This is a genomic window from Clostridium algidicarnis, from assembly GCF_000703125.1.
Taxonomy (GTDB): Bacteria; Bacillota; Clostridia; order Clostridiales; family Clostridiaceae; genus Clostridium_L; species Clostridium_L algidicarnis.
This window is the reverse complement of sequence record NZ_JNLN01000001.1, coordinates 1356038-1380234: the sequence shown is the minus strand read 5'-3', so window position 1 is coordinate 1380234 and position 24197 is coordinate 1356038. Positions and strand designations below refer to the sequence as shown.

Annotated in this window: 21 protein-coding genes and 1 other annotated feature; of the genes, 10 read left to right on the top strand and 11 right to left on the bottom strand. The window is 29.6% G+C overall.

What is annotated here, in order from left to right:
- Window positions 1-293: 293 nt before the first annotated feature.
- Together BV55_RS0106830 and BV55_RS15755 are read right to left on the bottom strand one after the other, a co-directional pair.
- Window positions 294-494, bottom strand: a complete 201-nt coding sequence (locus BV55_RS0106830; protein ID WP_029452080.1) for a hypothetical protein — start codon at window positions 492-494, stop codon at window positions 294-296.
- Window positions 495-583: 89 nt separating this feature from the next.
- Window positions 584-796, bottom strand: coding sequence for a hypothetical protein (locus BV55_RS15755; protein ID WP_029452079.1), 213 nt, complete (start codon window positions 794-796; stop codon window positions 584-586).
- Between the two features lie 577 nt (window positions 797-1373).
- Here BV55_RS15755 and BV55_RS0106820 point away from each other — a divergent pair.
- The 3 genes from BV55_RS0106820 to BV55_RS0106810 are packed head-to-tail and all read left to right on the top strand — an operon-like array spanning window position 1374 to window position 3576.
- Window positions 1374-2195, top strand: a complete 822-nt coding sequence (locus BV55_RS0106820; protein ID WP_029452077.1) for a transporter substrate-binding domain-containing protein — start codon at window positions 1374-1376, stop codon at window positions 2193-2195.
- 15 nt (window positions 2196-2210) lie between these two features.
- Window positions 2211-2867, top strand: a complete 657-nt coding sequence (locus BV55_RS0106815; RefSeq protein WP_029452076.1) for an amino acid ABC transporter permease — start codon at window positions 2211-2213, stop codon at window positions 2865-2867.
- Window positions 2854-3576 carry an amino acid ABC transporter ATP-binding protein gene (locus BV55_RS0106810; RefSeq protein ID WP_029452075.1) on the top strand — a complete coding sequence of 241 codons (723 nt, stop codon included), beginning with the start codon at window positions 2854-2856 and terminating at the stop codon, window positions 3574-3576. Before BV55_RS0106815 ends, BV55_RS0106810 begins: the two co-directional genes overlap by 14 nt.
- Window positions 3577-3634: 58 nt before the next feature.
- Here BV55_RS0106810 and tyrS read toward each other — a convergent pair whose 3' ends face one another.
- On the bottom strand, window positions 3635-4834 hold the full coding sequence (gene tyrS / locus BV55_RS0106805) for a tyrosine--tRNA ligase (RefSeq protein WP_029452073.1): 1200 nt from the start codon (window positions 4832-4834) through the stop codon (window positions 3635-3637).
- 158 nt (window positions 4835-4992) lie between these two features.
- Window positions 4993-5251: a binding site (T-box leader), on the bottom strand.
- Between the two features lie 76 nt (window positions 5252-5327).
- Window positions 5328-5975 (bottom strand): PHP domain-containing protein, encoded by a 648-nt coding sequence (locus BV55_RS0106800; protein WP_029452072.1) that lies wholly within the window; start codon window positions 5973-5975, stop codon window positions 5328-5330.
- Between the two features lie 312 nt (window positions 5976-6287).
- Between BV55_RS0106800 and BV55_RS0106795 the strand changes: the two genes are divergently transcribed.
- From BV55_RS0106795 to BV55_RS0106780, 4 genes are read left to right on the top strand one after another with little or no spacing between them, the layout of a single operon-like run.
- Complete coding sequence (locus BV55_RS0106795) at window positions 6288-7331, top strand: ABC transporter substrate-binding protein (protein ID WP_029452071.1); 1044 nt, start codon at window positions 6288-6290, stop codon at window positions 7329-7331.
- Window positions 7331-9022, top strand: coding sequence for an ABC transporter permease (locus tag BV55_RS0106790; RefSeq protein ID WP_029452070.1), 1692 nt, complete (start codon window positions 7331-7333; stop codon window positions 9020-9022). Before BV55_RS0106795 ends, BV55_RS0106790 begins: the two co-directional genes overlap by 1 nt.
- Window positions 8994-10007: an ABC transporter ATP-binding protein gene (locus BV55_RS0106785; protein WP_051652429.1), complete on the top strand. Its 1014-nt coding sequence runs from the start codon at window positions 8994-8996 to the stop codon at window positions 10005-10007. The genes BV55_RS0106790 and BV55_RS0106785 overlap by 29 nt, the downstream gene beginning before the upstream one ends.
- A 48-nt stretch (window positions 10008-10055) precedes the next feature.
- Window positions 10056-11093, top strand: a complete 1038-nt coding sequence (locus tag BV55_RS0106780) for an oxidoreductase (RefSeq protein ID WP_029452068.1) — start codon at window positions 10056-10058, stop codon at window positions 11091-11093.
- 301 nt (window positions 11094-11394) lie between these two features.
- On the opposite strand, the gene BV55_RS0106775 is transcribed toward BV55_RS0106780, so the two are convergent.
- Window positions 11395-12552, bottom strand: coding sequence for a L,D-transpeptidase (locus BV55_RS0106775; RefSeq protein WP_029452067.1), 1158 nt, complete (start codon window positions 12550-12552; stop codon window positions 11395-11397).
- 314 nt (window positions 12553-12866) lie between these two features.
- On the opposite strand from BV55_RS0106775, the gene BV55_RS0106770 reads away from it, so the two are divergent.
- Window positions 12867-15086 carry a methyl-accepting chemotaxis protein gene (locus BV55_RS0106770; RefSeq protein ID WP_029452066.1) on the top strand — a complete coding sequence of 740 codons (2220 nt, stop codon included), beginning with the start codon at window positions 12867-12869 and terminating at the stop codon, window positions 15084-15086.
- Window positions 15087-15188: 102 nt separating this feature from the next.
- Here BV55_RS0106770 and dut read toward each other — a convergent pair whose 3' ends face one another.
- Window positions 15189-15626, bottom strand: a complete 438-nt coding sequence (gene dut, locus BV55_RS0106765; protein ID WP_029452065.1) for a dUTP diphosphatase — start codon at window positions 15624-15626, stop codon at window positions 15189-15191.
- A 67-nt stretch (window positions 15627-15693) separates the two neighbouring features.
- Window positions 15694-16092 (bottom strand): hypothetical protein, encoded by a 399-nt coding sequence (locus BV55_RS0106760; RefSeq protein ID WP_029452064.1) that lies wholly within the window; start codon window positions 16090-16092, stop codon window positions 15694-15696.
- A gap of 573 nt (window positions 16093-16665) precedes the next feature.
- Between BV55_RS0106760 and recQ the strand changes: the two genes are divergently transcribed.
- A complete protein-coding gene (gene recQ / locus BV55_RS0106755; protein ID WP_029452063.1) occupies window positions 16666-18804 on the top strand; it encodes a DNA helicase RecQ in 2139 nt (712 codons plus the stop codon).
- Window positions 18805-18946: 142 nt separating this feature from the next.
- Here recQ and BV55_RS15560 read toward each other — a convergent pair whose 3' ends face one another.
- Both BV55_RS15560 and BV55_RS0106745 read right to left on the bottom strand, forming a co-directional pair.
- Window positions 18947-19090, bottom strand: coding sequence for a hypothetical protein (locus tag BV55_RS15560; protein ID WP_157469623.1), 144 nt, complete (start codon window positions 19088-19090; stop codon window positions 18947-18949).
- Window positions 19091-19147: 57 nt separating this feature from the next.
- Window positions 19148-20449, bottom strand: a complete 1302-nt coding sequence (locus tag BV55_RS0106745) for a tetratricopeptide repeat protein (RefSeq protein ID WP_029452062.1) — start codon at window positions 20447-20449, stop codon at window positions 19148-19150.
- Between the two features lie 257 nt (window positions 20450-20706).
- Between BV55_RS0106745 and BV55_RS0106740 the strand changes: the two genes are divergently transcribed.
- Window positions 20707-22017 (top strand): IS30 family transposase, encoded by a 1311-nt coding sequence (locus BV55_RS0106740; protein ID WP_029452061.1) that lies wholly within the window; start codon window positions 20707-20709, stop codon window positions 22015-22017.
- Window positions 22018-22502: 485 nt separating this feature from the next.
- Here the strand turns inward: BV55_RS0106740 and BV55_RS15555 are convergent, their stop codons facing one another.
- Both BV55_RS15555 and BV55_RS0106730 read right to left on the bottom strand, forming a co-directional pair.
- Window positions 22503-22652: a hypothetical protein gene (locus BV55_RS15555; RefSeq protein WP_157469621.1), complete on the bottom strand. Its 150-nt coding sequence runs from the start codon at window positions 22650-22652 to the stop codon at window positions 22503-22505.
- Window positions 22653-22709: 57 nt separating this feature from the next.
- Window positions 22710-24011: a helix-turn-helix transcriptional regulator gene (locus BV55_RS0106730; protein ID WP_029452060.1), complete on the bottom strand. Its 1302-nt coding sequence runs from the start codon at window positions 24009-24011 to the stop codon at window positions 22710-22712.
- Between the last annotated feature and the right edge of the window lie 186 nt (window positions 24012-24197).

Sequence of the window (24197 nt, the reverse complement as noted above, 5' to 3'; positions counted from 1 at the left end):
CCATCTGAGTATTAGAAGAACTTATCCAAGAGCGTAGCAGCCGTCATCCCCACCTTGAAGAGGATAGGGTGTTACGGATGGTAGCCATGGCATAAATTTCATGCGCTTACCATAATTACATTATACAGTATATATTACTATATATCAAGTTTAGAATTAACCCTTTTTGAGATTGAAATACTGGTCTTAACTAATTAAAGCTATTTAAATAGTATAATCTCTGTTTCTCTTATGTTACCTTTATATTCCTATCCCCCGCCTTATAACTTCTAACTTTTAAATGAATAATCTTTTTATTTATTTAGATCTTTTATAAAAAGGATTATTCCTAGAACAACTGCAATAACTATAATTATAAAAACAATTAAAATAACTATCATCTTCTCTTTTGATCCGTCTTTAAACGCAAAATATAACTGTGCGCCCATAGAGCTTGCTAAAATTATAGCTATAATAAGCATAATTTTAGATTTCGAACAACAAGTTTCTTTCAATACTATTCACTCCTTTATAATGAAATAAACTGTTAATCATATTTCTTAATTATTTTATTTTAAGGCTTTAATAAGCCGAATTTTCTTTGTCACTCAATTATTGCTGTATAATTTAATTTTGCTTTTATAATACTAATATTGAATACTCTAACAATAGCACTTTGTCTTATTTCCCTTTTCCAATTTATTTTTAGTGTGCACTGAGTTGTTTTAAGACCACTTTTTATGTATTGTACTAACCCAAAACATTTTCTAACCTTTATACTTATACTTTCAGCATATACTCCGTATAATCTAACCACTTAAAATATTCTACTAAGAATAATTAAAACCTTATAAATTAATAATACATAGAACAATTCAACATATTCATATTATCACAAATTTCCCTTAATATGCTTTATTTATTCCATATAAATAAGCTGCTACGCACGCTTATTACAACTATATCTATATACCATTAATTAGAAGGCTTATTAAAATTATAAGTTTTCATTACATACTTATACATTACGTGTTTAAATGCTAACTACATAATGTATACCTTATTATAGCGTGCATAATCATGTTAATACGTATCTCCTAACGGAATACTTTGTTAAATTTTTGTGCAATTAATCTTATATTTAAAAATATTTTATAAATATACTTGCATATTTATAACTATTAGTTGTATAATTATGCACATGCCAATTAATTAACCAAACAATGAAAATTAGTTTAATTTAAATGTGGACAATACTAAAAACATATTACTTATCCACAGGATAGTAAACAAATTTTATTAAATGTTTATGTAAATAATATTAAAAAACATCAAGTGATTCTTAGACCATGATGGTAGCCATGGGATAAATTATTTTAGGGGGAGATTTTAAAATGAAAAAAACAGTATTAAAAACAATATTATCTGTAGCAATTATCGGAGTTATGGGATTTTCCTTATCCGCTTGTGGAAAGAAGGATAATAATACAAATCAAAGTCACTTAGATAAGGTTAAGACTTCTGGAAAGCTTGTCCTTGGTACAAGCGCTGATTATCCACCTTATGAATTTCATAAAAATATAGATGGTAAGGATACTATTGTAGGTTTTGATATTGCTATAGCAGAAGAAATAGCTAAAGACCTTGGGGTAACTCTTGAGGTAAAGGATATAGATTTTGATGGTCTTTTAGCTGCTTTAAATACAGGTAGTGTGGACATGGTTATGGCGGGTATGACTCCTGATGATACAAGAAGAAAAAAAGCTGACTTTTCAAATATATATTATAATGCATTGCAGGACATAATAATAAGAACTGAAGATAAGGATAAATTTAATTCTTTAGAAGATTTTAATGGTAAAAAGATAGGTGTTCAAAAGGGTTCTTTGCAAGAAAAGATGGCAAATAACCAATTAAAAAACAGTGAAATTAAAGGTCTTGGTAAGGTTACAGACTTAGTTCTTGAACTTAAAAATAACAAGGTAGATGGCATAGTTGTGGAAAAGCCAGTAGCTGAAGCTTACATAAAAAGAAATTCTGATATGACTTTATCTACTCCAAAACTTGAAGAAGAGGGAGAAGGCGGATCTGCTATAGCACTTAGTAAGGATTCAGGCGAATTTTTAGAAACTATTAACAATACTTTAGATAGACTCGCTAAAGATAATCTAATTGAAGGTTTTGTTGTTAAATATAATGAATTAATGGAAGAATAGCAGGGGGGATTTAAATTGGATTTTAGCTTTTTAGGTGAATATTCAGGGTTTTTCTTTAAGGGTACTAAGTTTACCCTTATCCTTGCTTTTTTCACAGTAATAATTGGGTCATTAATAGGTCTTTTACTTTCTCTTATGAAGCTTTCAAATAAAAAGATATTAAAAGTTATATCCTCTATTTATATAGAATTTATAAGAGGTACTCCGGTTCTTGTTCAACTTTATATTATATATTACGGTCTTCCAGCTATTGGAATAGAGCTGCCAGATCTAGTGGCTGCAACTATTACCATGTCTATTAACAGTGGTGCATATGTAGCTGAAATAATTAGAGCTGGTATAAATGCAGTAGATAAAGGACAAACAGAGGCTGCAAGAAGTCTAGGTATGGGAAGCTCTATGACTATGGCAAATGTTATAATTCCTCAAGCTTTTAAGAATATCTTGCCTGCCTTAGGTAATGAATTTATTGTAGTTGTAAAGGAATCTTCAATAGTTTCCGTTATAGGAATTCATGAACTTATGTATAATGCAAATACTGTTAGGGGTACAACCTTCCAACCATTTGAGCCTCTAATAGTTGCAGCTTTATTTTATTTTGTAATTACATTCACCCTTTCAAAATTACTTGGAATAGCTGAAAGGAGGATGAAAATAAGTGATACAAATTAAAGATTTAACTAAAGACTTTGGTGATAATAAAGTTTTAAAAGGTGTTAATGAAGAGATTAAAAAAGGTGAGGTAGTGGTTGTTATAGGCCCTTCCGGATCTGGAAAGAGTACTTTTTTAAGATGCCTTAACCTTTTAGAAATTCCTACCTCTGGACAGATAATATTTGAGGGTGAGAATATTACAGACAAGAAAGTAGATATAAATAAATTAAGAGAAAAAATGGGTATGGTATTCCAACAGTTTAACCTATTCCCACATAAAACAATTTTAGACAACATAACCTTAGCTCCTGTAAAGGTTAAAGGTAAATCAAAGGAAGAAGCTGAATCTATAGCTTTTAAATTACTTGATAAAATAGGACTTAGAGAAAAGGCGAAAAGTTATCCTTCTCAGTTATCAGGTGGACAAAAACAAAGAATAGCTATAGCTCGTGCTCTTGCAATGGAGCCTACTGTTATGCTTTTTGATGAACCCACTTCAGCACTTGACCCTGAAATGGTTGGGGAAGTTTTAGCTGTTATGAAGGATCTAGCAAAAGAAGGCATGACCATGGTTGTTGTTACCCATGAAATGGGCTTTGCAAAAGAAGTTGGAGATAGAGTTTTATTTATGGATGATGGAAATATTGTAGAAGAAGGCAAGCCTTTAGATATATTTTCAAATCCTAAAAACTCTAGAACAAAAGATTTCCTAAGTAAGGTACTTTAAATAAAGATAACCAGTAAATACTCTAATATATTTACTGGTTATCTTTTATTTTGAGTTATTATAACTTAATCTTAGCAAACTTTTTCTTTCCTACTTGTATTATATCCTCATCCTTTAATTTTACATCATTAAAGTCGTTAACCTTTTCTCCATTTATCCTAACTCCACCTTGAGTTATAAGCCTTCTAGCTTCACTGTTAGATGATGCAAGCTTTGCATACACTATAACTTCTATAAAGTTCATAGTATCAGTTATTTTTACAGGTTCTAGATCTTCTGGCATTTGATTTTTCTGAAACACATGTACAAAGTGATGTTCAGCTTTTAAGGAATCCTCTTCACTATGATATAATCTTACTATTTCTTTAGCTAAACTCATTTTTACATCTCTTGGGTTTACGCTGTCTGACGCAAGATTAGCCTTCATTTCATTTATCTTATCTGGATGTATATCTGTTGCAAGTTCAAAGTACTTTATTATAAGATCATCTGGAATTTCCATAGTCTTTGTGTACATAAGCTCTGGACTATCATAAATTCCAATGTAGTTTCCAAGACTTTTACTCATTTTTTCCTTACCATCAAGTCCTTCTAATATAGGCATAAATAAAGCAATTTGGCACTCCTTGCCGTATTCCTTTTGCATAGTTCTACCCATTAATATGTTAAACCTTTGATCTGTTCCACCAAGTTCTATGTCTGCATTTATTGCTATAGAATCGTAAGCTTGCATTAAAGGATAGAAAAACTCATGGATCCCTATACTTATTTCATTTTTAAATCTATTTTTAAAGTCTTCTCTCTCAAGCATCCTCGCTACACTGTATTTTGCCGAAAGCTCTATAACATCTCTAAAATTAAGCTTTTCAAGCCACTCACTATTAAATCTTAAGTCTGTCTTTTCTTTATCTAATATTTTAAAAATTTGCTTTTCATAAGTTCTTGCATTTTCCATAACCTGCTCTTTTGTAAGTTGTTTTCTCGCCTTTGACTTACCTGTTGGATCTCCTATCATTCCAGTAAAATCACCTATGATTATTACCGCTCTATGACCTAAATCTTGAAGTTGCTTTATCTTTCTTAAAACCACTGCATGACCTATATGAATATCAGGAGCACTTGGATCAAGTCCGAGCTTTACTACAAGAGGTCTATTTTCTTTTTCTGCTTTTACAAGCTTCTCTTTTAATTCCTCTTCATTTATAATTTCTGCTGCACCTTTTTTAATAATCTTTAATTGTTCATCTACACTTATCATAATAATTCTCCTCTCTAATTTTGCATGGTATGCTATAGGTGTTTTGGCTACTTATAAGCCTATAATAATCTTTAATGCTAATTGAAAACTTTTCTCTAAAATAAAAATTATCATCTATAATCTTTTAAATAAAAAAACCCCCGTCCCTATAGCTAAGCTATAAGGACGAGAGTGTATAATCTCGCGGTACCACCTTAATTTATTTATATGTCACCATATAAACCTTTTCGAGTACAATATAATACTCTATCCCTATAACGTGGGAAGGATCCGTCAACAGCCTACTTACTTAAATAAATTAAGCTTTAAGTGTGATACTCCAAGACGTATTCAGCATACTATTCTTCTCTCCTTTACACCAAACAGGAGCTCTCTTTGGAAGATTAATATCTTACTCTTTCTTTTCATAGTATTTAAAATGAATTGTTTCATTAAATTCACCTTATGGTATCAGATATAAAATAAAATGTCAATATTATAAAATAATTATTACTTACGCTGTCTTTAAAGTATCATAAACATTTATAGTTTCAAATCCCTTATCCTTTTTTCTAACTGGGCAAAAGTTCCCTTGTTTAATTGCTTCTATAAAATCTTTTTCATCTCTTATATTGTCAGCAAATTTTGTAGCATATGTACCTATTTTATTTACCACATGAGCGTCACTAGCCCCAAAGCATCCCAGATTTAATTCTGTGGCTAAGGCGTAGGCATAAAGATTTGCAAAGGGATATGTACTCCCATTGAAGGCTTCTACCCCTGTAAGTGTGGACTTTACATCTCTTATGTGATCTCCAAGTCCTCTATTATTATTTCTATAAGGATGTGCACTTATGGTAACTCCATTAACCTTATTTACCATTTCTATAAGCTCTTTTGCGTGAATCATTGTTTCTGGCAACTTTTCAAGTCCAAATACTAGGATATCCCCTTCAAAGGTTAAAATTTCTGCCCCTACAATAACCAAAACTCCATCTTTATAAAATGAAGGTGCTATATCTCTTCTCAATCCGTTGCTTTCGTGATCTGTTATGCAAACTCCATTAAGACCTATTTCCTTTGCTCTTTTTGTTATCTCATCAAGACTCATGTTGCTATCATCTGAATATATATTTTCATGCATATGTGTATCTATAATCATCTAAAACCCCTTACATACATTTACTAAAGTTATTAAAATCAATTTATCATAGCCTATCTAACTATTAATTTTAGTAACTTACAATGAATAATATATAAGGGTTTTCACCCTCTTTCTTTTATATAGTGGTTTAATGTATCTTTTGTTATATTTATATTCTAATACAAAAGCTTAAGTTTTATTATTTTAATTACAAATGATAGATACCTTACCTATAGTATTTATCTATACTGATGAAATAAATGTAGAATCGTGTTAAAATTTAATTAAATTTGCAAACTAAAATTTTTCTCTTTGAAAGGAGTATTTATTATGAAAAGATCTTCTAATATTCTTGCGCTTTTATTGTCTGGTGTTTTAACCTTAGGTCTTTTTGGTTGTGGTAAAAAGCCTTCTTCAGATGTTCCAAATACTGATGAAACTAAGAAGGAGTCTACGTTAAATATAGTAGCTACCTCAGAGGATTATAAACCACTGTTTGAAAAATTTACCAAGGAAACTGGAACAAAGGTTGAATTTTTATCCATGTCTTCTGGAGAGGTAATCTCGAAAGTAAAGGCTGAAAATGGAAAACCTATGGCTGATGTTTGGTTTGGTGGAGGAATAGATGCATTCATGCAAGCTAAGGATGATAATTTACTTAAAAAATGTGAGTTTGAAGGATCAAATGACCTTTCTCCTAATTTTAAAGATGAAGATAACTATTGGTTTAGCAAGGGCTTAACTGTGGTTGGCTTTATTGTGAATAATGATGTATTAAAAGAAAAGAATCTTCCAGAGCCAAAATCTTGGAAAGACTTAACTAATCCTGTCTATAAAGATGAAATACTTATGTCGAATCCTGCAATTTCTGGTACTAACTACGCTGTACTTAATTCATTAATACAAACTTTAGGTGAAGAAGCTGGCTGGAAGTACTTTGAAGAATTAAATAAAAACATACCTTATTACTCAAAAAGAGGTAAGGATCCAAATGTCAAAACAGTTGCTGGTGAAGTTGCAATAGGTATAACTTATATAGACAAGTCCCTTGAAAATTTAGAAAAAGAAAAAAATGCTAAGTTAATTTATCCTGAAGATGGAATTCCATGGGTTCCAGAAGGAGTTGCAGTATTTAAAAATGCTAAAAACCCTGAGGCTGCAAAGGAATTTATGACTTGGGTGTTTAAAGATGAAAACTTAAAAGAAATAGCAAAGATAGATAATAAAGACACTGTAAAAATAATAAAACCAAATCTCCAAGGTGTTGAATTAACCTTCCCAGAGGATAAGCTACTAAAACAAGACATTTCTTTATTCGGAAAACAAAGAAAAGAAATGTTAGAAAAATGGAGTGCCCTTGTAGGGGACAAATAATGAAAAGTTTAAAATCCAGGGTATCTAACAATAGATTAGATACCCATTTTTATAATATAATCGATAAAATGCTTATCCTTCTAATATTTCTTTTAGTATTTACATTTATACTTTATCCTATACTTGCAGTTATATATAAAAGCTTTTTCCCAAATGGAAGCTTTTCTTTAGAGCTTTATAACGACATATTAGTTAACAACAAAAAACTTCTTAAAAATAGTTTGTTTGTAGCTAGCTTATCTACTGTCTTTTCTACCTTAATAGCTTTATGTATATCGATTTATACAAGCTTTTCTAAACATAAAATTAAAAACTTAGTTATGTTTGTATTAATATTATCCATGATATCTCCTCCCTTTATTTCTTCTTTAGCATACATTCAGCTTTTTGGGAAAAGGGGATTTATAACTCATACATTATTAAAATTAACCCTTAACCCTTATGGATGGAAGGGAATTGTTATAATGCAAAGCTTGTCTATGGCATCTTTAAGTTCCTTAATGCTAATAGGAAGTATAAATTCTATAGATAAAAATCTTTTAAATGCCTCTAGAGATCTAGGGTCTGATAGTAATTTTGCTTTAATAAACATATTACTACCACTTATGAGACCTTCACTAATAGTATGTGCATTATTATCCTTTGTAAAATCTTTGTCGGATTTTGGGACTCCTATGGTGATTGGAGGATCTTTTAATGTGCTAGCTACTGAAATTTATATGAGGATAATAGCATATTCCGCCTTAGAATACGCATCAGCTCTTAATGTTCTTATTTTAGTTCCTTCTTTGCTACTTTTTATAGCCTATAGATTTTATATGAAAAGATCTTCTAACCTGACTAAAGCTTCTGGAAGATCAAGCTATGAAGATTTAGATATAAAGATTAAAGGTATTCCCTATTACTTTATAACCTTAGTAACTTTTATGTTTTTAATAATGACCTTGCTTCAATATACTAGTATATTTTTATCTAGTATATCTAAGTTTAGCTATGGTAAGTTTCAGTGGACTTTGGATCATATAAAATATTTAAGGGTGTATAATAGTTCAAGCTTTATAAGGAGTATTGTTTATTCTCTTATAGCAGGTATCTTTGGAACACTTCTTGGTATATTAATAGCTTATTATGTAGAAAGAAGAAATATTATAGGTACAAAGTCTTTAGATTTTATATCAACCCTACCTTATATAATACCAGGTACCTTTTTTGGAATAGGCTATATTTTGGCCTTTAATAATTATCCCTTAGAGCTTACAGGTACCGCTGCAATAGTTGTTCTAAATTGTATCTTTAAGCAGTTACCTATGACCACAAAAACTAGTAGTTCTTCACTATCTTTGATTAATCCTGATATAGAAAGGTCGGCAAAGGATTTAGGTGCTAGTAACTTTCATGTGCTAAAAGATGTGATCTTTCCTAATATGAAATCTGCCTTTGCTATAGGTTTTATGAATAATTTTACTAGTACCATGACCACCATAGGAGCCATAATATTTCTAATATATCCAGGTCAAAAGGTGGCTACTGTAGACTTATTTGATGCAATTAACAGTGGAAATATGGGAGTTGCTTCCGTAATATCTAGCATAATAATTCTTATAACCTTAAGCATAAATATAGTAGTTTCAAAATTCATTTTAGGAAGGAGTGTGGTTAAAAGTGTATCTTCAATTAAAGGGGCTAACTAAAGAATTTGATAAGAAAAAAGCAGTAGATAACTTGTCTTTAACCATTGAAAAGGGTGAAATTTTATGTCTTTTAGGTCCATCTGGCTGTGGTAAAACTACTACCTTAAAGATGATAGGAGGATTTTTAAAACCAGACTTTGGAAGTATTATAATTGAAGATGAAGATATAACAAAACTTCCACCAGAATTAAGGCCTGTGTCCACAGTATTTCAGTCCTATGCCCTCTTCCCTCATCTAACGGTTATTGAAAATATTATATACGGTCTTAAATTTAAGGGCTACAAGAGAAAAGATGCACTAAAAAAAGGTAATGAATATTTAGATCTAGTAGGTCTTTTAGAATATAAAACCCGTAAGATACATGAGTTAAGTGGTGGTCAACAACAAAGAGTTGCATTAGCTCGTTCCTTAATAGTAAATCCAAAAGTGTTATTGTTAGATGAACCCTTAAGCAATTTAGATGCAAAGCTCAGGATACGTATGCGTGAAGAAATAAAAGAGATTCAAAAAAAGTTCGATACTACCATGGTATTTGTAACCCATGATCAAGAAGAGGCATTAAATATAGCTGACAAAATAGCTGTAATGAATGAAGGGCTCCTTCAACAAATAGGTACCCCTGAAGAAATATATAACAATCCTAAAAATGATTTTGTATTAAATTTCATAGGTACAGCCAACATTATTTATGAAAATGGTATAAAAAGGTTTATAAGGCCAGAAAATATAAGAATAATAAAAAGTATCAGTGGTAGTCAAAGCTCTACAAATAATGTAAATTCACCAAAAATATTAGATTCTGTACAATCTATAGAAGCTGTAATTTTAAACAAGACCTTTTCTGGCTCATTTTATATGTACACAGTTAAAACTAAAGACAACACCTTTGAAGTAAAATCAGATACCCTCACATCTTATAACATAGGAGAAAGAGTTTATATAGAAATGCTAGAAATTGGTAGCACCCCAGAGGTGCTACCATAATGTGGGTGCACCTCTGGGGTGCATCCAAAATAAGGGAGGTCATTTTATATGAAACTTAATATGGCTATTTTAGGCTTTGGTAAGAGTGCTACTAGATATCACCTACCTTATATACTGCTTAGAAAAGATATAAATGTTAAATGGATTTATAATAGAAATAGGAAATTTGAACTTGAAAAACACTACGAGAATCACAATATAAGTTTTACTGATAATATATCTGATGTGTTGAATGATGACGAGGTTAAACTCGTAACTATTTGTACTCCACCTAGCACACATTATAATCTTGCAAATCTTTGCCTTTTAAATAATAAAAATGTATTAGTAGAAAAGCCTTTTGCAACAACACTTAGTGAAACAAAGAAGTTACTTGATTTAGCTAATTCTAAAGGACTTACTATAATGCCTTACCAAAATAGACGATTTGATTCTGACTTTTTGGTGTTAAAAAGTGTTATAGACCATGGTAATTTAGGGGATATTATAGAACTAGAATCACATATTGATTATTATAGACCTGAAGATACTAGTAATAATCTAGACTATTACAATGGAGCTGTTTTTAGTTTAGGTGTGCATATATTAGACCAAGCTATTTCCTTATTCGGTAGACCAGAAAAGGTATTTTATGATGTTAAATCCATAAGGAATACAGCTAATGCTGATGACTATTATGAAATACAATTATTTTATAATAGTTTCAAGGTTAAGTTAAAAACTAGTCATTTAGTAAAGCTTCCTTATTCTAGATTCACTATCCATGGTAAAAAAGGAAGCTTTATAAAAAGGTCAATAGATAGACAAGAGGAATTCCTAAAAAAAGGTATCATGCCTGAAACGGAAGGCTTTGGATTGGATACACCAAGTGATTATGCGATTATGAATTATATTAGCACCACTGGAGAAGAAATAACTAAGTTTATTGAAACTCCAAGTGGAGATTATGGAAGAGTCTATGATAACATTTACTCAGCCATTATGCACCATGAACCCAAACTAGTTAAGGATGATGAATTGCTAACAGTTATAGAAATTTTAGAAAAAGCTTTTAAGGGCCATAACCCAAAGATTATAACCCTGTGAATATTGAAGCATTTAAGTATTTAAATCATCATCAAGTGATTCTTAGACTCAGGTGGAGTTTGCTTATAAGGAATACATCTCTCCATCTGAGTCTTAGAAGAACTTATCCAGGGGCGTAGCAGCCGTCATCCCCCACCTTGAAGAGGATAGGGGTGTTACGGATGGTAGCATCGGATAACCGTATCCTGTAAACAGACTTCTAAGCTTCAGAGGGTCTTTTTACTGCGCTGCAGCTTAGAAGTTCTTACTTGTAGTCATGAGATAAACATAACATTAGCTTTCGCATCTTTTCATTAATAGTTTACTTAACAATAACCTTTGATCCAATAGGTACATTATCATATATCCATTTAGATTCCTCAACTTTTAATCTTATGCAACCATGAGAGGCTGGTTTCCCTAAAGTAGTATCTACTATATTTTTCTGTTCTTTATCAAAGGGTAGGGAGTGAAAAAGATAGTTTCCCTTAAATCCTACCCAGTATTTCCCCCCTTGATCATACTTATCCGTATAAAACCAATCTCCCTTGTTTTGTACGGTAAAGGTTCCTTTAGGTGTTTCTTTTCCATTTATTCCTGTAGAGCATAAAAATTCTTTAGTAAGTGACCATTTATTTTTACTACCCTTATATATGTAGGTCTTTTGCTCTTTTATATTTACAAGAATTAGATAATTAGTACCACTTGCTATATCAAAGGAATTTATATTCTGCTTTTCGGAAATTTTCTGTTTCTTAAATACAGCTTGAACTTGCTCCTTCTCTTTTAGTAAAAGATATTTATCTTTTTCATCTTCATACTCTTTAACTTTAGCTAGCAATTCTTTATCCTCTTTAAATAAGCTTAGGTTATCTTCAATTAATAATATAGCCTTAGAGTAATATTTATCCTTTGCCAATTTATCAGCTTTATCTAAGGTGTCTTCTTTTATTGCTAAGTAGCACTTTCTTTTCATATCTAAAGCCTCTAAATATTCAAAGGAAAATGAGCTTACTTCATTAAGACTTTTCATAGCATCCACATAATCTTTATCATTAAATAAATTACTTGCCCTTTCAAAACTATCTTTTGAACTAGAAAATACGGGAAGGGATTCTTGTATTTCTTTAACCTTATAATTAACTACATCATATCTTTCAATTTCCTTTAATATATATAATACATATTCTTCGGACTTAGCCTTATCATTTTCATTAGCCTCTAATTCTTCTATATAATTCAAGAAATAAGTATTTAAGTCTTTTCCAATTTTAATCTTTTTTATAATGTTGAAGTTCCCTTTATTTAAAATAATTGAGTTAGCCTTTATATAATCTCCATTATCAAAGCATTCCTTAAATGTTGATAAATCCTTACTATAAAGTTTTAAGCAAAGAGCAGCATATGACAAAATAATTAAAGTTAAAAGTATAATAATTAAATTTCTAATTAATCTTCTTTTATTAAAATATTTAAGCATCTGTTCTCTCCTTTCTTAACTTTGTTACCCCCCTTTAATAGTTCTTTAAATTATTGACATAACTATAAAAATATATTCACCCATGATATACCATTAAATGGGTGCACCTCTGGGGTGCTTACATTAACTGGAATCATGTCGGATATGATTCCAAATTATCCAGTACTATTTTGTATTGTTATACGAAAATATAATTATATGTACGCCTACTTAGTATAATCTGTTATAATTTTCATGTGCTTAAAATATAACAATGATGTCAAATTTCACAGAATCATTTTAAGTATTATTGATTAATCATAGGAGGACAGATCATGAAGAACACACGTAAAAACCATAGTATATTTAAAAGCTTTTCTTCTAGTATAAAAAATAAAAATTATTTTAAAAAAGACAAACTTCATACACTAACAAGCTCTAAAAATAATAAACTCAATACATTAGCAGACTCCAAAAAGGACAAGCCTAAAAACTCAATTTTGAAACCCTTGAAACCCTTAAAGGCACTAAATTCCAACACTTTGTATAGAAAGCTTGTAACATCTACTTTAATTGTGTTGTTTATAAGTTTATTATCTTATACGGTGGTAGTGCATCTTTTAACTCGTTACCAAACTGTAGAAGATTTTAAATCCTCTACTAATCAAATATTGGATCAAACTACTAATTATATAAATCTTATTACTAAAAACATTGAAACCGTCTCAATGCAACTCTTTTTAGATAAAGATTTCACTAACGCTCTTACTAAAACTTATGATACACCCTTTGAAAAATTTAATATTAAAAATGAGCTTGAATCAAAAATGAAAAATATAACTTCTAATTCTAATGACTCTCAAATAAATAGCATTTATCTTATAAGGGAAGATGACCTTTCTTTAAGTTCTGGTGGAACTTCTATTACACTAGATAAAAGTAAGAAAGCTTTAAATGAATCTTGGTATAAGTCTATTATAAATGCCACAGGTAAATCCTTATGGATTCCTTCTCATGTAGATAACTTAGGGAGTGAGTCAAAGCCTGTGTTGAGCCAGGCAAGAGTTATTAAAGATCTTGCCTCTAATACTAATGTTGGAGTACTAAAGATAAATTTGGACTCCGATGCATTTAATTCTTCTCTAGAAAATATTAAGCTAGGTAAAAGTGGTTATATATTCATAGTAGACAAGGATGGCTACATAATCTCTCATAAAAACAAGGAGCTTATTGGAACTAAAATGGAGGGTGACCACATAAATAAAATTTTAAGTGAAGATAGTGGTTCTTCAAACTTTAAAGATAACAATGTGAAAATGTTCAGTGTGTACTCAACAATAAAATCCACTGGATGGAAGGTAGTTGCAGCCATACCTAGTAGAGAACTATCTAAGACCTCTGAAATTATAGGATATTATAGTTTAGGATTACTAGTACTATTTTTATTTATAGGATTTATGATTTCCATGAAAAATGCAAAAAATATAGTGAATCCTCTAAATGAAATAATTGAAGTTACTAAAGAAATTTCAAAGGGTAATTTAGATGCAACATGTACTGATTATGATATTAATGAAATGAATGAGCTTTCTTATAACTTTAATAATATGATAGATAATCTAAAAAACCTATTTACTACCACTTCAAACCTTGCTTATGAAACAGATATCTCAGCTAAAAACCTTCTTAATATTTCAAATGAGATCAATCTTAATTCAAAAGATATAGGTGCTGCTTCATCTCAAATAGCTATTGGTTCTTCTAATCAAAGCGATACTTCCATGATTTGCGTCGATATCTCTAATAGCTTTAATTATGAAATAAGTAATACTGTAAAAATTCTTAGTGAAGCTAACAATGCCACAAAAATATCTAGTACTTATATAGAAGAAAGCAAAAGTATAATAGCAACCCTAAATGAAACTTCAAAGAAGAATTCATCTTCTATGAAAAAGGTAAGTAACACTATAGAGGTTTTAAATTCTAATGCTAAAGATATATTAATTATCCTAAATAAAATCACTGACATTTCATCACAAACCAATCTTCTTGCTCTAAATGCATCCATTGAAGCTGCTAGAGCTGGAGAAGCTGGTAGAGGATTTTCGGTAGTTGCTGAAGAGGTAAGAAAATTGGCAGAGGAATCTCAAAACGCTTCAAAGGATATTAAATCCATAATGGATAATATAGATAGGTCCATTAGAGAGTCTTTAAGTATTTCTAAGGAAACAGAAGGAGCCTTTAAAGAAGAATTAAATCAAGTTGAAAAAACTATCAATACCTTTGTGGAAATCAAAAAGTCTATTGAAAACATAACAGAGGCTATGGATAACGCAACTGATTCCATAAAGCTCATTGATAAAGGCAAGGATATTTTAAATAAATATATAAATGAGATTTCTGAAATATCCTCAGAAAATACCGCCTCTACAGAAGAGGTTACAGCTTCCATAGAAGCCCAAACAACTTCTAATGAAGATCTTTATAATTTAGCTAAAGTTCTTAGCAAAAATGCCGAAGACTTAAAATTCTCCCTATCAAATATAGTTAAATAGAACCAAAATATGGGAGCACCTCTGGGGTGCTGACAGTAAGTGTCAGTACCCCAGAGGTGCTCCCAATATATTCCATTCAATATATTCCATTAAGTTATAACTTTATGAAAGTCCGCTTGACCCAAAGCCACCTTGTCCTCTTTCACTTTCGGTGGTTAATTCAGTTACTTCTTCCACATTCACTAAGATGGTTGGCTTTATTACCATTTGAGCTATTTTCATAGCCTTTTCTACCTTAAATACTTCTTTGCCATGATTAATTAAGATTATTGCTATTTCTCCTCTATATCCTTCATCAATAGTTCCTGGGGTGTTTAGTACTGTAATCCCATTTTTTAAAGCAAGTCCACTTCTTGGCCTGATTTGTGCTTCTGTATTTTCAGGAAGTTCTATTATTATCCCAGTATGTATTAACTTAGATTCACCAGGTTTTATCTCCATCTCTTCTACAGAAAATAAGTCTAATCCAGCATCACCTTTATGAGCTGACACTGGAAGTCTTGCTTCTTTGTGTATTAATTTAACCTTTAAATTGTACATCTATAAATACCTCTTTCAATTTTAAGCATGCTACACTATTATTTTTTTAAATTATTTTTTAGATATGTTAATTAACCTTTTTTAACTGGATTTCTTCACTTTTATCTTCCCAGTTTATTGTAAGTGTTAAATTATCTTCATCAATATTTTCATGAAAATACTGTTCTAATTTTTTGGTATTTTTAAATATTACGCTAAAAGCCTTTAAACTTTCAGAGTAATCTGAGCTTCCACTAAAATCATAACCCGATAAATTTTCCGAATTAAATTTTATACTTTTAGGTATGGTGTTATTATCTTTATATTGTATTAATAACTTATTATCCATCTCTTTATTAAGCTCTAAACTGCCTATAAAGTTTTCACTTTTTCCTTCATACCTAATTTTATTTGCGTTTGCAGCAACACATCCTGATAGAACAAAAATACTTAAAAACATAAAAATAATGCCTACTGTCCTTTTCAAAATAACACCTCCTTAAAAATTTTTTCCTATAATTATAGCATATCATATCTGGCAATTAAATTGTACAAAAAGTTCATTAAAAATTCAATTTTCACAAAAAACTTTTAAATGAATTATGCTACAAATAAATAAAGCTTTGTCATAATAAAAGTCTAGATCCTATCATCTGAATCTTTATGATTTTTTATTATTTTTATAAATTCATATCTTTCCATTATTAAACTACGGTTTCTAATCCTAAGCTTTTTTAAAATACTAACTGTGTTAAAATATATGTATTGATGTATTTATATACTGATATATTAAATATGATAAGCTTATGACTTAAACCCTTTCTTTAAAATAAATTTAAACACCTAAATAAATTTTACTTAACTTTGTTGATTATCTTTATTAAAATCTGTCAATAATTAAAAGAGTTTCATTGTGATTATTAAATTACCTAAACAATATTTCTCTTAATATAAGTTAGCGCTTGATTGGTTCATAAAGAATGTGGTGATAAATGCCTATAAGTTCCTATTAATATAAGTTATTGCTTAAGCTAAATATAAATTAAAATGAGGCGTGTAAATGTATAAAAATGAAACATTAAATTTATTAAAAACCTACTTTGGTTATGAAAATTTTAAAAAGGGCCAAGGCGAGGCCATAGATAGTATCATAAATGGGAAAGATAGCTTTGTTGTTATGCCTACAGGCGCTGGTAAGTCTTTATGTTATCAGATACCTGCCTTAGTTTTAGATGGAATAACCTTGGTTATATCCCCTTTGATTTCACTTATGAAAGACCAAGTTGATGGACTCAATAGTTTAGGCATTGGGGCTACCTACATAAATAGCACCCTGTCTAAAGCCCAGGTAGAAGAAAGAGTTTTAGATATATCTAAAGACAAGTATAAATTAGTTTATCTAGCACCAGAAGGCCTTGATAATATTAATTACCTTTTTAGAAATATAAACATAAAAATACCCTTAATTGCTGTAGATGAAGCCCACTGTGTATCAAAATGGGGTCATGACTTTAGACCAAGCTATAGAAATGTTAATAGTTTCATAAGTACAATTAATCCAAGACCTACAGTACTTGCATGTACAGCTACTGCAACAGACGTAGTTCAAAAAGATGTAATAGGCTTATTAGATTTACATGATCCTAATATGTTTTTTACCGGTTTTGATAGACCTAATTTAAACTTCAAAGTATTCAGGGGTGAAAATAAGGAAACCTTTATTTTAAACTATCTATCTAATAAAAGAGATGAAAGTGGAATAATCTACACATCTACAAGAAAAGAAACAGAGCAATTATATAATTTACTGAATAAAAATGGATACAAGACAGGTATGTATCATGCTGGTTTATCTGAAAATATTAGAAAAGAAATGCAAGAAAGCTTTATGTATGAAAACTTAAATTTAATGATAGCCACCAATGCCTTTGGTATGGGTATAGATAAATCTAATGTACGTTTTGTAATACATTATTCTATTCCTAAAAACTTAGAAGCCTATTACCAAGAAGCTGGTCGTGCTGGTCGTGACGGTGAACCTAGTGAGTGTGTACTTTTATTTAACAACAAAGATATCCAAACTCAAAAGTACTTTATAGACACCTCTCCTATGGATGAGGATAAAAAGTTTCAAGATTATAATAACCTTAGAACAATGGTTGACTACTCTTACACTCAAAAGTGTCTTAGACAATTTATATTAGAATACTTTGGTGAAAAGGATGTCCCTGATAGTTGCAATAATTGTAGCAGTTGTACTAATGAAATTGAATTAAAGGATATAACTACAGAAGCTCAAATGATTTTTTCTTGTGTATATAGAGCAGGCGAACGTTATGGAGTTAATCTTATTATAGATATATTAAAAGGATCTCAAAATCAAAAAGTATTAAGATTTGGTTTAGATAAACTATCTACCTATGGACTTATGAAAAAATATGACAGGAAGTTTTTAGATGAAGTTATAAATAAGTTAATAGCTGATGGATACCTTCTTATGACTAGTGAGCAATATCCATTATTAAAATTAACCGCTAAATCAAAACTAGCATTAAAAAATAAAGAAAATATATTCATTCAAATAGTAAAATTAGAAAAGTCTATACAAAAGGATGATACACTATTTGAGTTATTAAGAGCTTTAAGAAAATCTATATCAGTAGAGCTTAGTATTCCGCCTTATGTAGTGTTCCCAGACTTTACCTTAAAGGAATTAAGTTCAAAGCTCCCATTAACCCAAGCTGAATTTGGGGAAATTAAAGGTGTTGGTAAGAGCAAGCTTGAAAAGTATGGTGATAGGTTCTTAAATTTAATAAAAGAATATGTGGAAGAAAATCAAATAGTTCGAGATAATACAACCGTTTCATCACAAATAACTTCTAACACTGTAATCATAAAAGATAAGGCTAAAAGTCATCACGAAAGTTACAATCTATATAAAGAAGGACTTAACTTAAATGATATTGCAGCTACAAGAAACTTAAGCTCTGTAACTATTCAAAAACATATTATGGATTGCTTTTTAGAAGGCATGGACGTGGACCTAGATGATTTTATACCAAAGGACAGCGAAGGATATATATTAGAAGCCATAAATAAAGTAGGTGCTGAAAAATTAAAACCAATTAAGGATGAACTCTCCCCTGACATAAATTATATGGCTATAAAAGCAGTTATTTTAAAGCATAAAATGGCTTAACCCTCTAGTTAATGTACAGGCTGTTTTAAAATAAATAATTTTAAAAACAATCTTAGCCCTACACCTAAATCTGCCCACTATTATATTAAATTCAACAAAAGACCCGATAATTAAATATCAGGTCTTTTTTATTATGCTAAACTTAAATGTTTATGTTATATTCTATTGCTGCCATTTCAGGTTCTGGCTGCTCCCCAGCTCTAGTAACTGGTATAATAGCGCTCGTTGTAATTATAACTCCTAGAATCATGGTCATAACAGATTTAATTAATACATTTTTTTTCATAATATTACCTCCCATAACATATTATCTTATATTAATAAAGAAGCTTCTATCACCATATTACAATATTTTTGCAATTAAGTCAATACTTTCATTGATCATATCCATATATTCACCAATAACTTCATAATTCTTCAAACTAATCTCAAGCTTTATAAGCCCACTTAAACCGTGTATCCTTTCTTTTGTGTTATTATTAATTTCAGCATGATATAAAATATTATTATATGTCTCTTTTAACTTATTATAGTCCTTTTGTGCTTTATAAATATATTCTAGATATTTATAACCTTTATTTAAATATTTATAATCATTATATTCATTACATAAGCTTAATCCATGATCAATTATATCTATAGCTTCACTGTACTCTTTTAAATATGTATATACGATGGATTTATCTATAATAGTATGAGATAAACAAGGCCTATCGTGTATGATTCTTAATTCTTCAGATTTATTAAAATAAGTTTTACTTGACTCATAATCCTTATTTTTAAATAATGCTATACCTAAGTTATTATATATATTCCCTAAGATAATATTATCCTCTATATTTAAATTATCTTTTAAATCCCTATATATCTCTATGGATTTATTATAATCATCTATATCTTCATAACAAAGCGCTTCAATTATTCTTATTTTTATAAATATATTCTTTTCATCCTTAATATCTTTTCTTTCTTTAGCTTCTTTTATATACTGTAATGCTTTGTATACATTTTTCATATTAGAATACACTAAGGACATGTTATATAAGATTTTGTTATAGATTTTGTAATCATTCATGATATGAGATAATTCAATAGACTTATTAAAATAATATATGGCTTCATTATATTGTAATAACCTTAGTTTACATATACCCATATTATTTAAAATCAAAATCTTATATTCCATGATATTTTTTTGATCTATTATTTCCATGGCCTTATCATAATTTATAAACGCCTCAACAGCCTTAGCTTCATTTAAAAGTTTATCTCCAATCTTTTTATATACCATAATCATTACATTGTATATTTCATACTTGTTACAAATCCTTAAAATATCTAAATATTCTTCCATAGTAGAAAATTTCTCTAATGACAATTTACAATACATTTCAGCATCCTCTTTAATGGTCCTTGAAAGATATTCTTCGTCAAAGCTTAAATCCATATCTATAGATTTAATTTTTGCGTATTCTATTATATTTTGCATAAAACAAATAGCTGTAGCTTTACTGAAATGACGTTTTTCTTTTTCCACCATGCAAATAAACTCTCTTGTGACACCTTCAATAACTAGATCCTTTTGAGTTAAATTTAGCTTAGTTCTTAAGTTTTTAAGCTTTTGTCCTTGACTTAGAAGTTTCAATGATATCATCCTTCCACCAATGAAGTTTTAGAATATAGATATCTTATAATACCCTCATCCATTATAATACATATTATCATATTACATCATATTATTCAAAATATTATTCAAATAGTTCTATATTTATCAAGTGATTCTTAGACTCACGTAAATTGAAAAGTTAAGTTCCGTTTTTATTGATAAACAGAAGTTAGTATTACAAAGTGTTTGATATAATTAATTTGATATTTGTCCTAAGCATATTAGGAGGATTAATTATGTCAAATAAAGAGTTATGCAAAGGAAAACACCTTATAATAGAAGATCGCCTTATAATTGAGTATGGTTTAGATCAAAATTATACATTAAAAGAAATTGCTGAAAGAGTTAAGAAAGACCCAACTACTATCTCCAAAGAGATTAGAAGAAATAGATTTCTTAGAGTAAGTAAGAGAAAAGAAAATGATGTGCAACCATGCCAACATCGGAGAAGTTGCACTAAGACAAACTTGTGTAATAATAGGTGTGGTAAGCAATGTAAGAAGTGTAGCTTTATAAATTGTTATCGAACTTGCAATGAATATTCCACTAAGAAATGTACCAAGATTAACCGTTACCCATATGTTTGTAATGGTTGCAGCACAGTAACTACGTGTATGGCTGAAAAAAGCTACTATAAAGCTAAAGTTGCAGATTCAAAGTATAGAGATTTATTAACATCATCTAGAGAAGGTTTGAATATAACCTCAGAGGATTTGAAAAAGATAGATGATATAATTTCACCACTTATTTCTAAAGGACAATCACTATCCCATATTTTGACCCATCATAAGAATGAAATAAACTGCTGTGAAAGAACTTTATATTATTATTTTGATAAAAATGCTTTTACTGCTAGAAGCATTGATTTGCCTAGGAAAGTTAAATATAAACCTAGAAAAAAACATAAACAACCTGTGACTAAAGAATCTACAGATAGAGTTGGAAGAACATTTGATGACTTTGTTAAATTTGTTGAAGATAATCCTAATATTCCTGTAGTAGAGATGGATACTGTCCACGGCACACGAAGTGGTAAAGTTCTTCTAACATTTCTTTTTAGGAATTGCTCATTAATGCTAGCTTTCATTATTGAAAGCTGTAGCCAGGTAGATGTAAAGGAAGTTATAGATAAGCTATATGCGTTATTAGGACATGAAGTATTTAATAAATGCTTTCCTGTTATTTTAACAGACAACGGCTCAGAATTTAAAAAACCTGAAGCTTTAGAATTAGATGCTGAAGGAAATCAAAGAACTAAGATATTCTACTGCAATCCTATGGCTTCTTATCAGAAGCCACATGTGGAAAAAAACCATGAATACATAAGGTATGTAATACCTAAAGGAATATCATTTAATAATCGTACTCAAGAAGATATAACCTTAATGATAAATCATATTAATAGTACAGCAAGAGCTAGTTTAAATGGGAATACACCATTTAAACTGGCCCAAATGTTATTAGATAACTCACTGTTAGAGAAACTGTCATTAAAACATATCTCAGCAGATGAAGTACATCTAAAACCTGCACTTTTTAAAAAATAAGATATCAAAAATTTAGGGCAATTATCAGCGGAACTTAATCATGCAAAAATAAAGCAAACGGAAGTTAGTTTTGCAAGCCAATTCCGTAGGCTTAATAAGCATACTTAAAAACCCCTAAAAAATGATTATCTTATATAAATTATAGCCTATTTTAGGTATTTTAACTACTAAATTTAACTCAAAAAACTGACTTAACCCTTGCAGTTCCAATTGCTTATGCTAAAACGGAAGTTAGTTTTTCATTCAACCATTCTTAGACTCAGGTGGAGTTTGCTTATAAGGAATACATCTCTCCATCTGAGTCTTAGAAGAACTTATCCAGAGGCGTAGCAGCCGTCATCCCCCACCTTGAAGAGGATAGGGGTGTTACGGATGGTAGCCATCGGATAAACTAAATTTTATCTTATAACTAAGCTTTACTTTAAAAGAGACTATTAAGATGATTGTTATATCATTTTAATAGCCTCTTTTTTATTATGCTAAGTTTAAATATTTATGTTATATTCTATTGCTGCCATTTCAGGATCTGGTGGTTCTCCTCCACCCGGTCCCCCAAATGGTTTTAAAACGCTAGTTGTAATTATAGTTCCTAGAACCATAGTTAGAATAAATTTAACTACTAGATTCTTTTTCAACAAAACACCTCCCATAACATATTATCTTATATTAATAAAGAAGCTTCTATTACTATATTACAATTTATTTGAAATTAAGTCAATGCTTTCATTAAGTCTATCCATATATCCACCAATAACTTCATAATTCTTCAAACTAATCTCTAATTTTATAAGGCTACTCAATCCATAGATCTCTTCTTTTATATTATTATTAATTTTAGCATGATGTAAAACATTGTTATATGTCTCTTTTAACTTATTATAATCCTTTTGTGCTTTATAAATATCTTCTAAATATTTATATCCTTTATTTAAATATTCATAGTCATTATACTCATTACATAAATTTAGACCCTTATTAAGGGTATCTATAGCATCATTATATTGCTCTAAGTTTATATATATAATAGATTCATGTATAAATGTCCGTGCTAAATGAGATCTATCATATACACTTCTTAGTTCCTTAGATCTACCAAAGTAAGCCTTACTTTCTTCATATTCTTTATTTTCAAATAAAGCTATAGCTAAATTATTATATATGTTACCTAATATAACCTTATCCTCTATATTAAAGTTATCCGTTAAATTCCTGTATATTTCTATACATTTACTATAATTACCTATATCTTTATAACAAATTGCTTCAATTATTAATACTTTTATAAATATATCTCTTGAATTATTGATATTTATTATATCTTTAGATTCTTTTATATACTTTAATGACTTACTTATATCTTCCATACTAAAACATGCTAATAACCTATTATATAAAGCTTTATTATAAATCTTATAGTCATTCGTACTATGGCATAGCTCAATAGACTTATTAAAATAATATATGGCTTCATTATATTGTAATAACCTTAGTTTACATATACCCATATTATTTAAAATCAAAATCTTATATTCCATGATATTTTTTTGATCTATTATTTCCATGGCCTTATCATAATTTATAAACGCCTCAACAGCCTTAGCTTCATTTAAAAGTTTATCTCCAATCTTTTTATATACCATAATCATCACATTGGATATTTCATACTTATTACAAATACTTAAAATATCTAAATATTCTTCCATAGTAGAAGATTCCTCTAGTGACAATTTACAATACATTTCAGCATCTTCTTTAATGGTCCTTGAAAGATATTCTTCGTCAAAGCTTAAATCCATATCTATAGATTTAATTTTTGCGTATTCTATTATATTTTGCATAAAACAAATAGCTGTGGCTTTACTAAAATGCCGTTTTTCTTTTTCCACCATGCTAATAAATTCTCTTGTAACTCCTTCAATAACTAAATCCTTTTGAGTTAATTTTAGCTTAGTTCTCAAGTTTTTAAGCTTTTGTCCTTGACTTGGAATTTCCAATGATATCATCCTTCCAACAATGAAATATAAATATACAGTTATATATATTTTACAATACTATTTGTGTAAAATATTAAATTTAATACATTTAACCCGTGGTAATATATTCCTATGTCAAAGACCTTCATACCTGGATAATTTTATCATTGAAAGTCCTTATTGTATTATTTGCATCCATTTATTAAT

Excerpts from the sequence above, each read along its gene's own strand:
- BV55_RS0106820 (WP_029452077.1), top strand. The coding sequence starts at position 1,374 with ATGAAAAAAACAGTATTAAAAACAATATTATCTGTAGCAATTATCGGA.
- tyrS (WP_029452073.1), bottom strand. The coding sequence starts at position 4,834 with ATGATAAGTGTAGATGAACAATTAAAGATTATTAAAAAAGGTGCAGCA.
- BV55_RS0106800 (WP_029452072.1), bottom strand. The coding sequence starts at position 5,975 with ATGATTATAGATACACATATGCATGAAAATATATATTCAGATGATAGC.
- BV55_RS0106795 (WP_029452071.1), top strand. The coding sequence starts at position 6,288 with ATGAAAAGATCTTCTAATATTCTTGCGCTTTTATTGTCTGGTGTTTTA.
- BV55_RS0106790 (WP_029452070.1), top strand. The coding sequence starts at position 7,331 with ATGAAAAGTTTAAAATCCAGGGTATCTAACAATAGATTAGATACCCAT.
- BV55_RS0106780 (WP_029452068.1), top strand. The coding sequence starts at position 10,056 with ATGAAACTTAATATGGCTATTTTAGGCTTTGGTAAGAGTGCTACTAGA.
- BV55_RS0106775 (WP_029452067.1), bottom strand. The coding sequence starts at position 12,552 with ATGCTTAAATATTTTAATAAAAGAAGATTAATTAGAAATTTAATTATT.
- BV55_RS0106770 (WP_029452066.1), top strand. The coding sequence starts at position 12,867 with ATGAAGAACACACGTAAAAACCATAGTATATTTAAAAGCTTTTCTTCT.
- dut (WP_029452065.1), bottom strand. The coding sequence starts at position 15,626 with ATGTACAATTTAAAGGTTAAATTAATACACAAAGAAGCAAGACTTCCA.
- recQ (WP_029452063.1), top strand. The coding sequence starts at position 16,666 with ATGTATAAAAATGAAACATTAAATTTATTAAAAACCTACTTTGGTTAT.
- BV55_RS15560 (WP_157469623.1), bottom strand. The coding sequence starts at position 19,090 with ATGAAAAAAAATGTATTAATTAAATCTGTTATGACCATGATTCTAGGA.
- BV55_RS0106740 (WP_029452061.1), top strand. The coding sequence starts at position 20,707 with ATGTCAAATAAAGAGTTATGCAAAGGAAAACACCTTATAATAGAAGAT.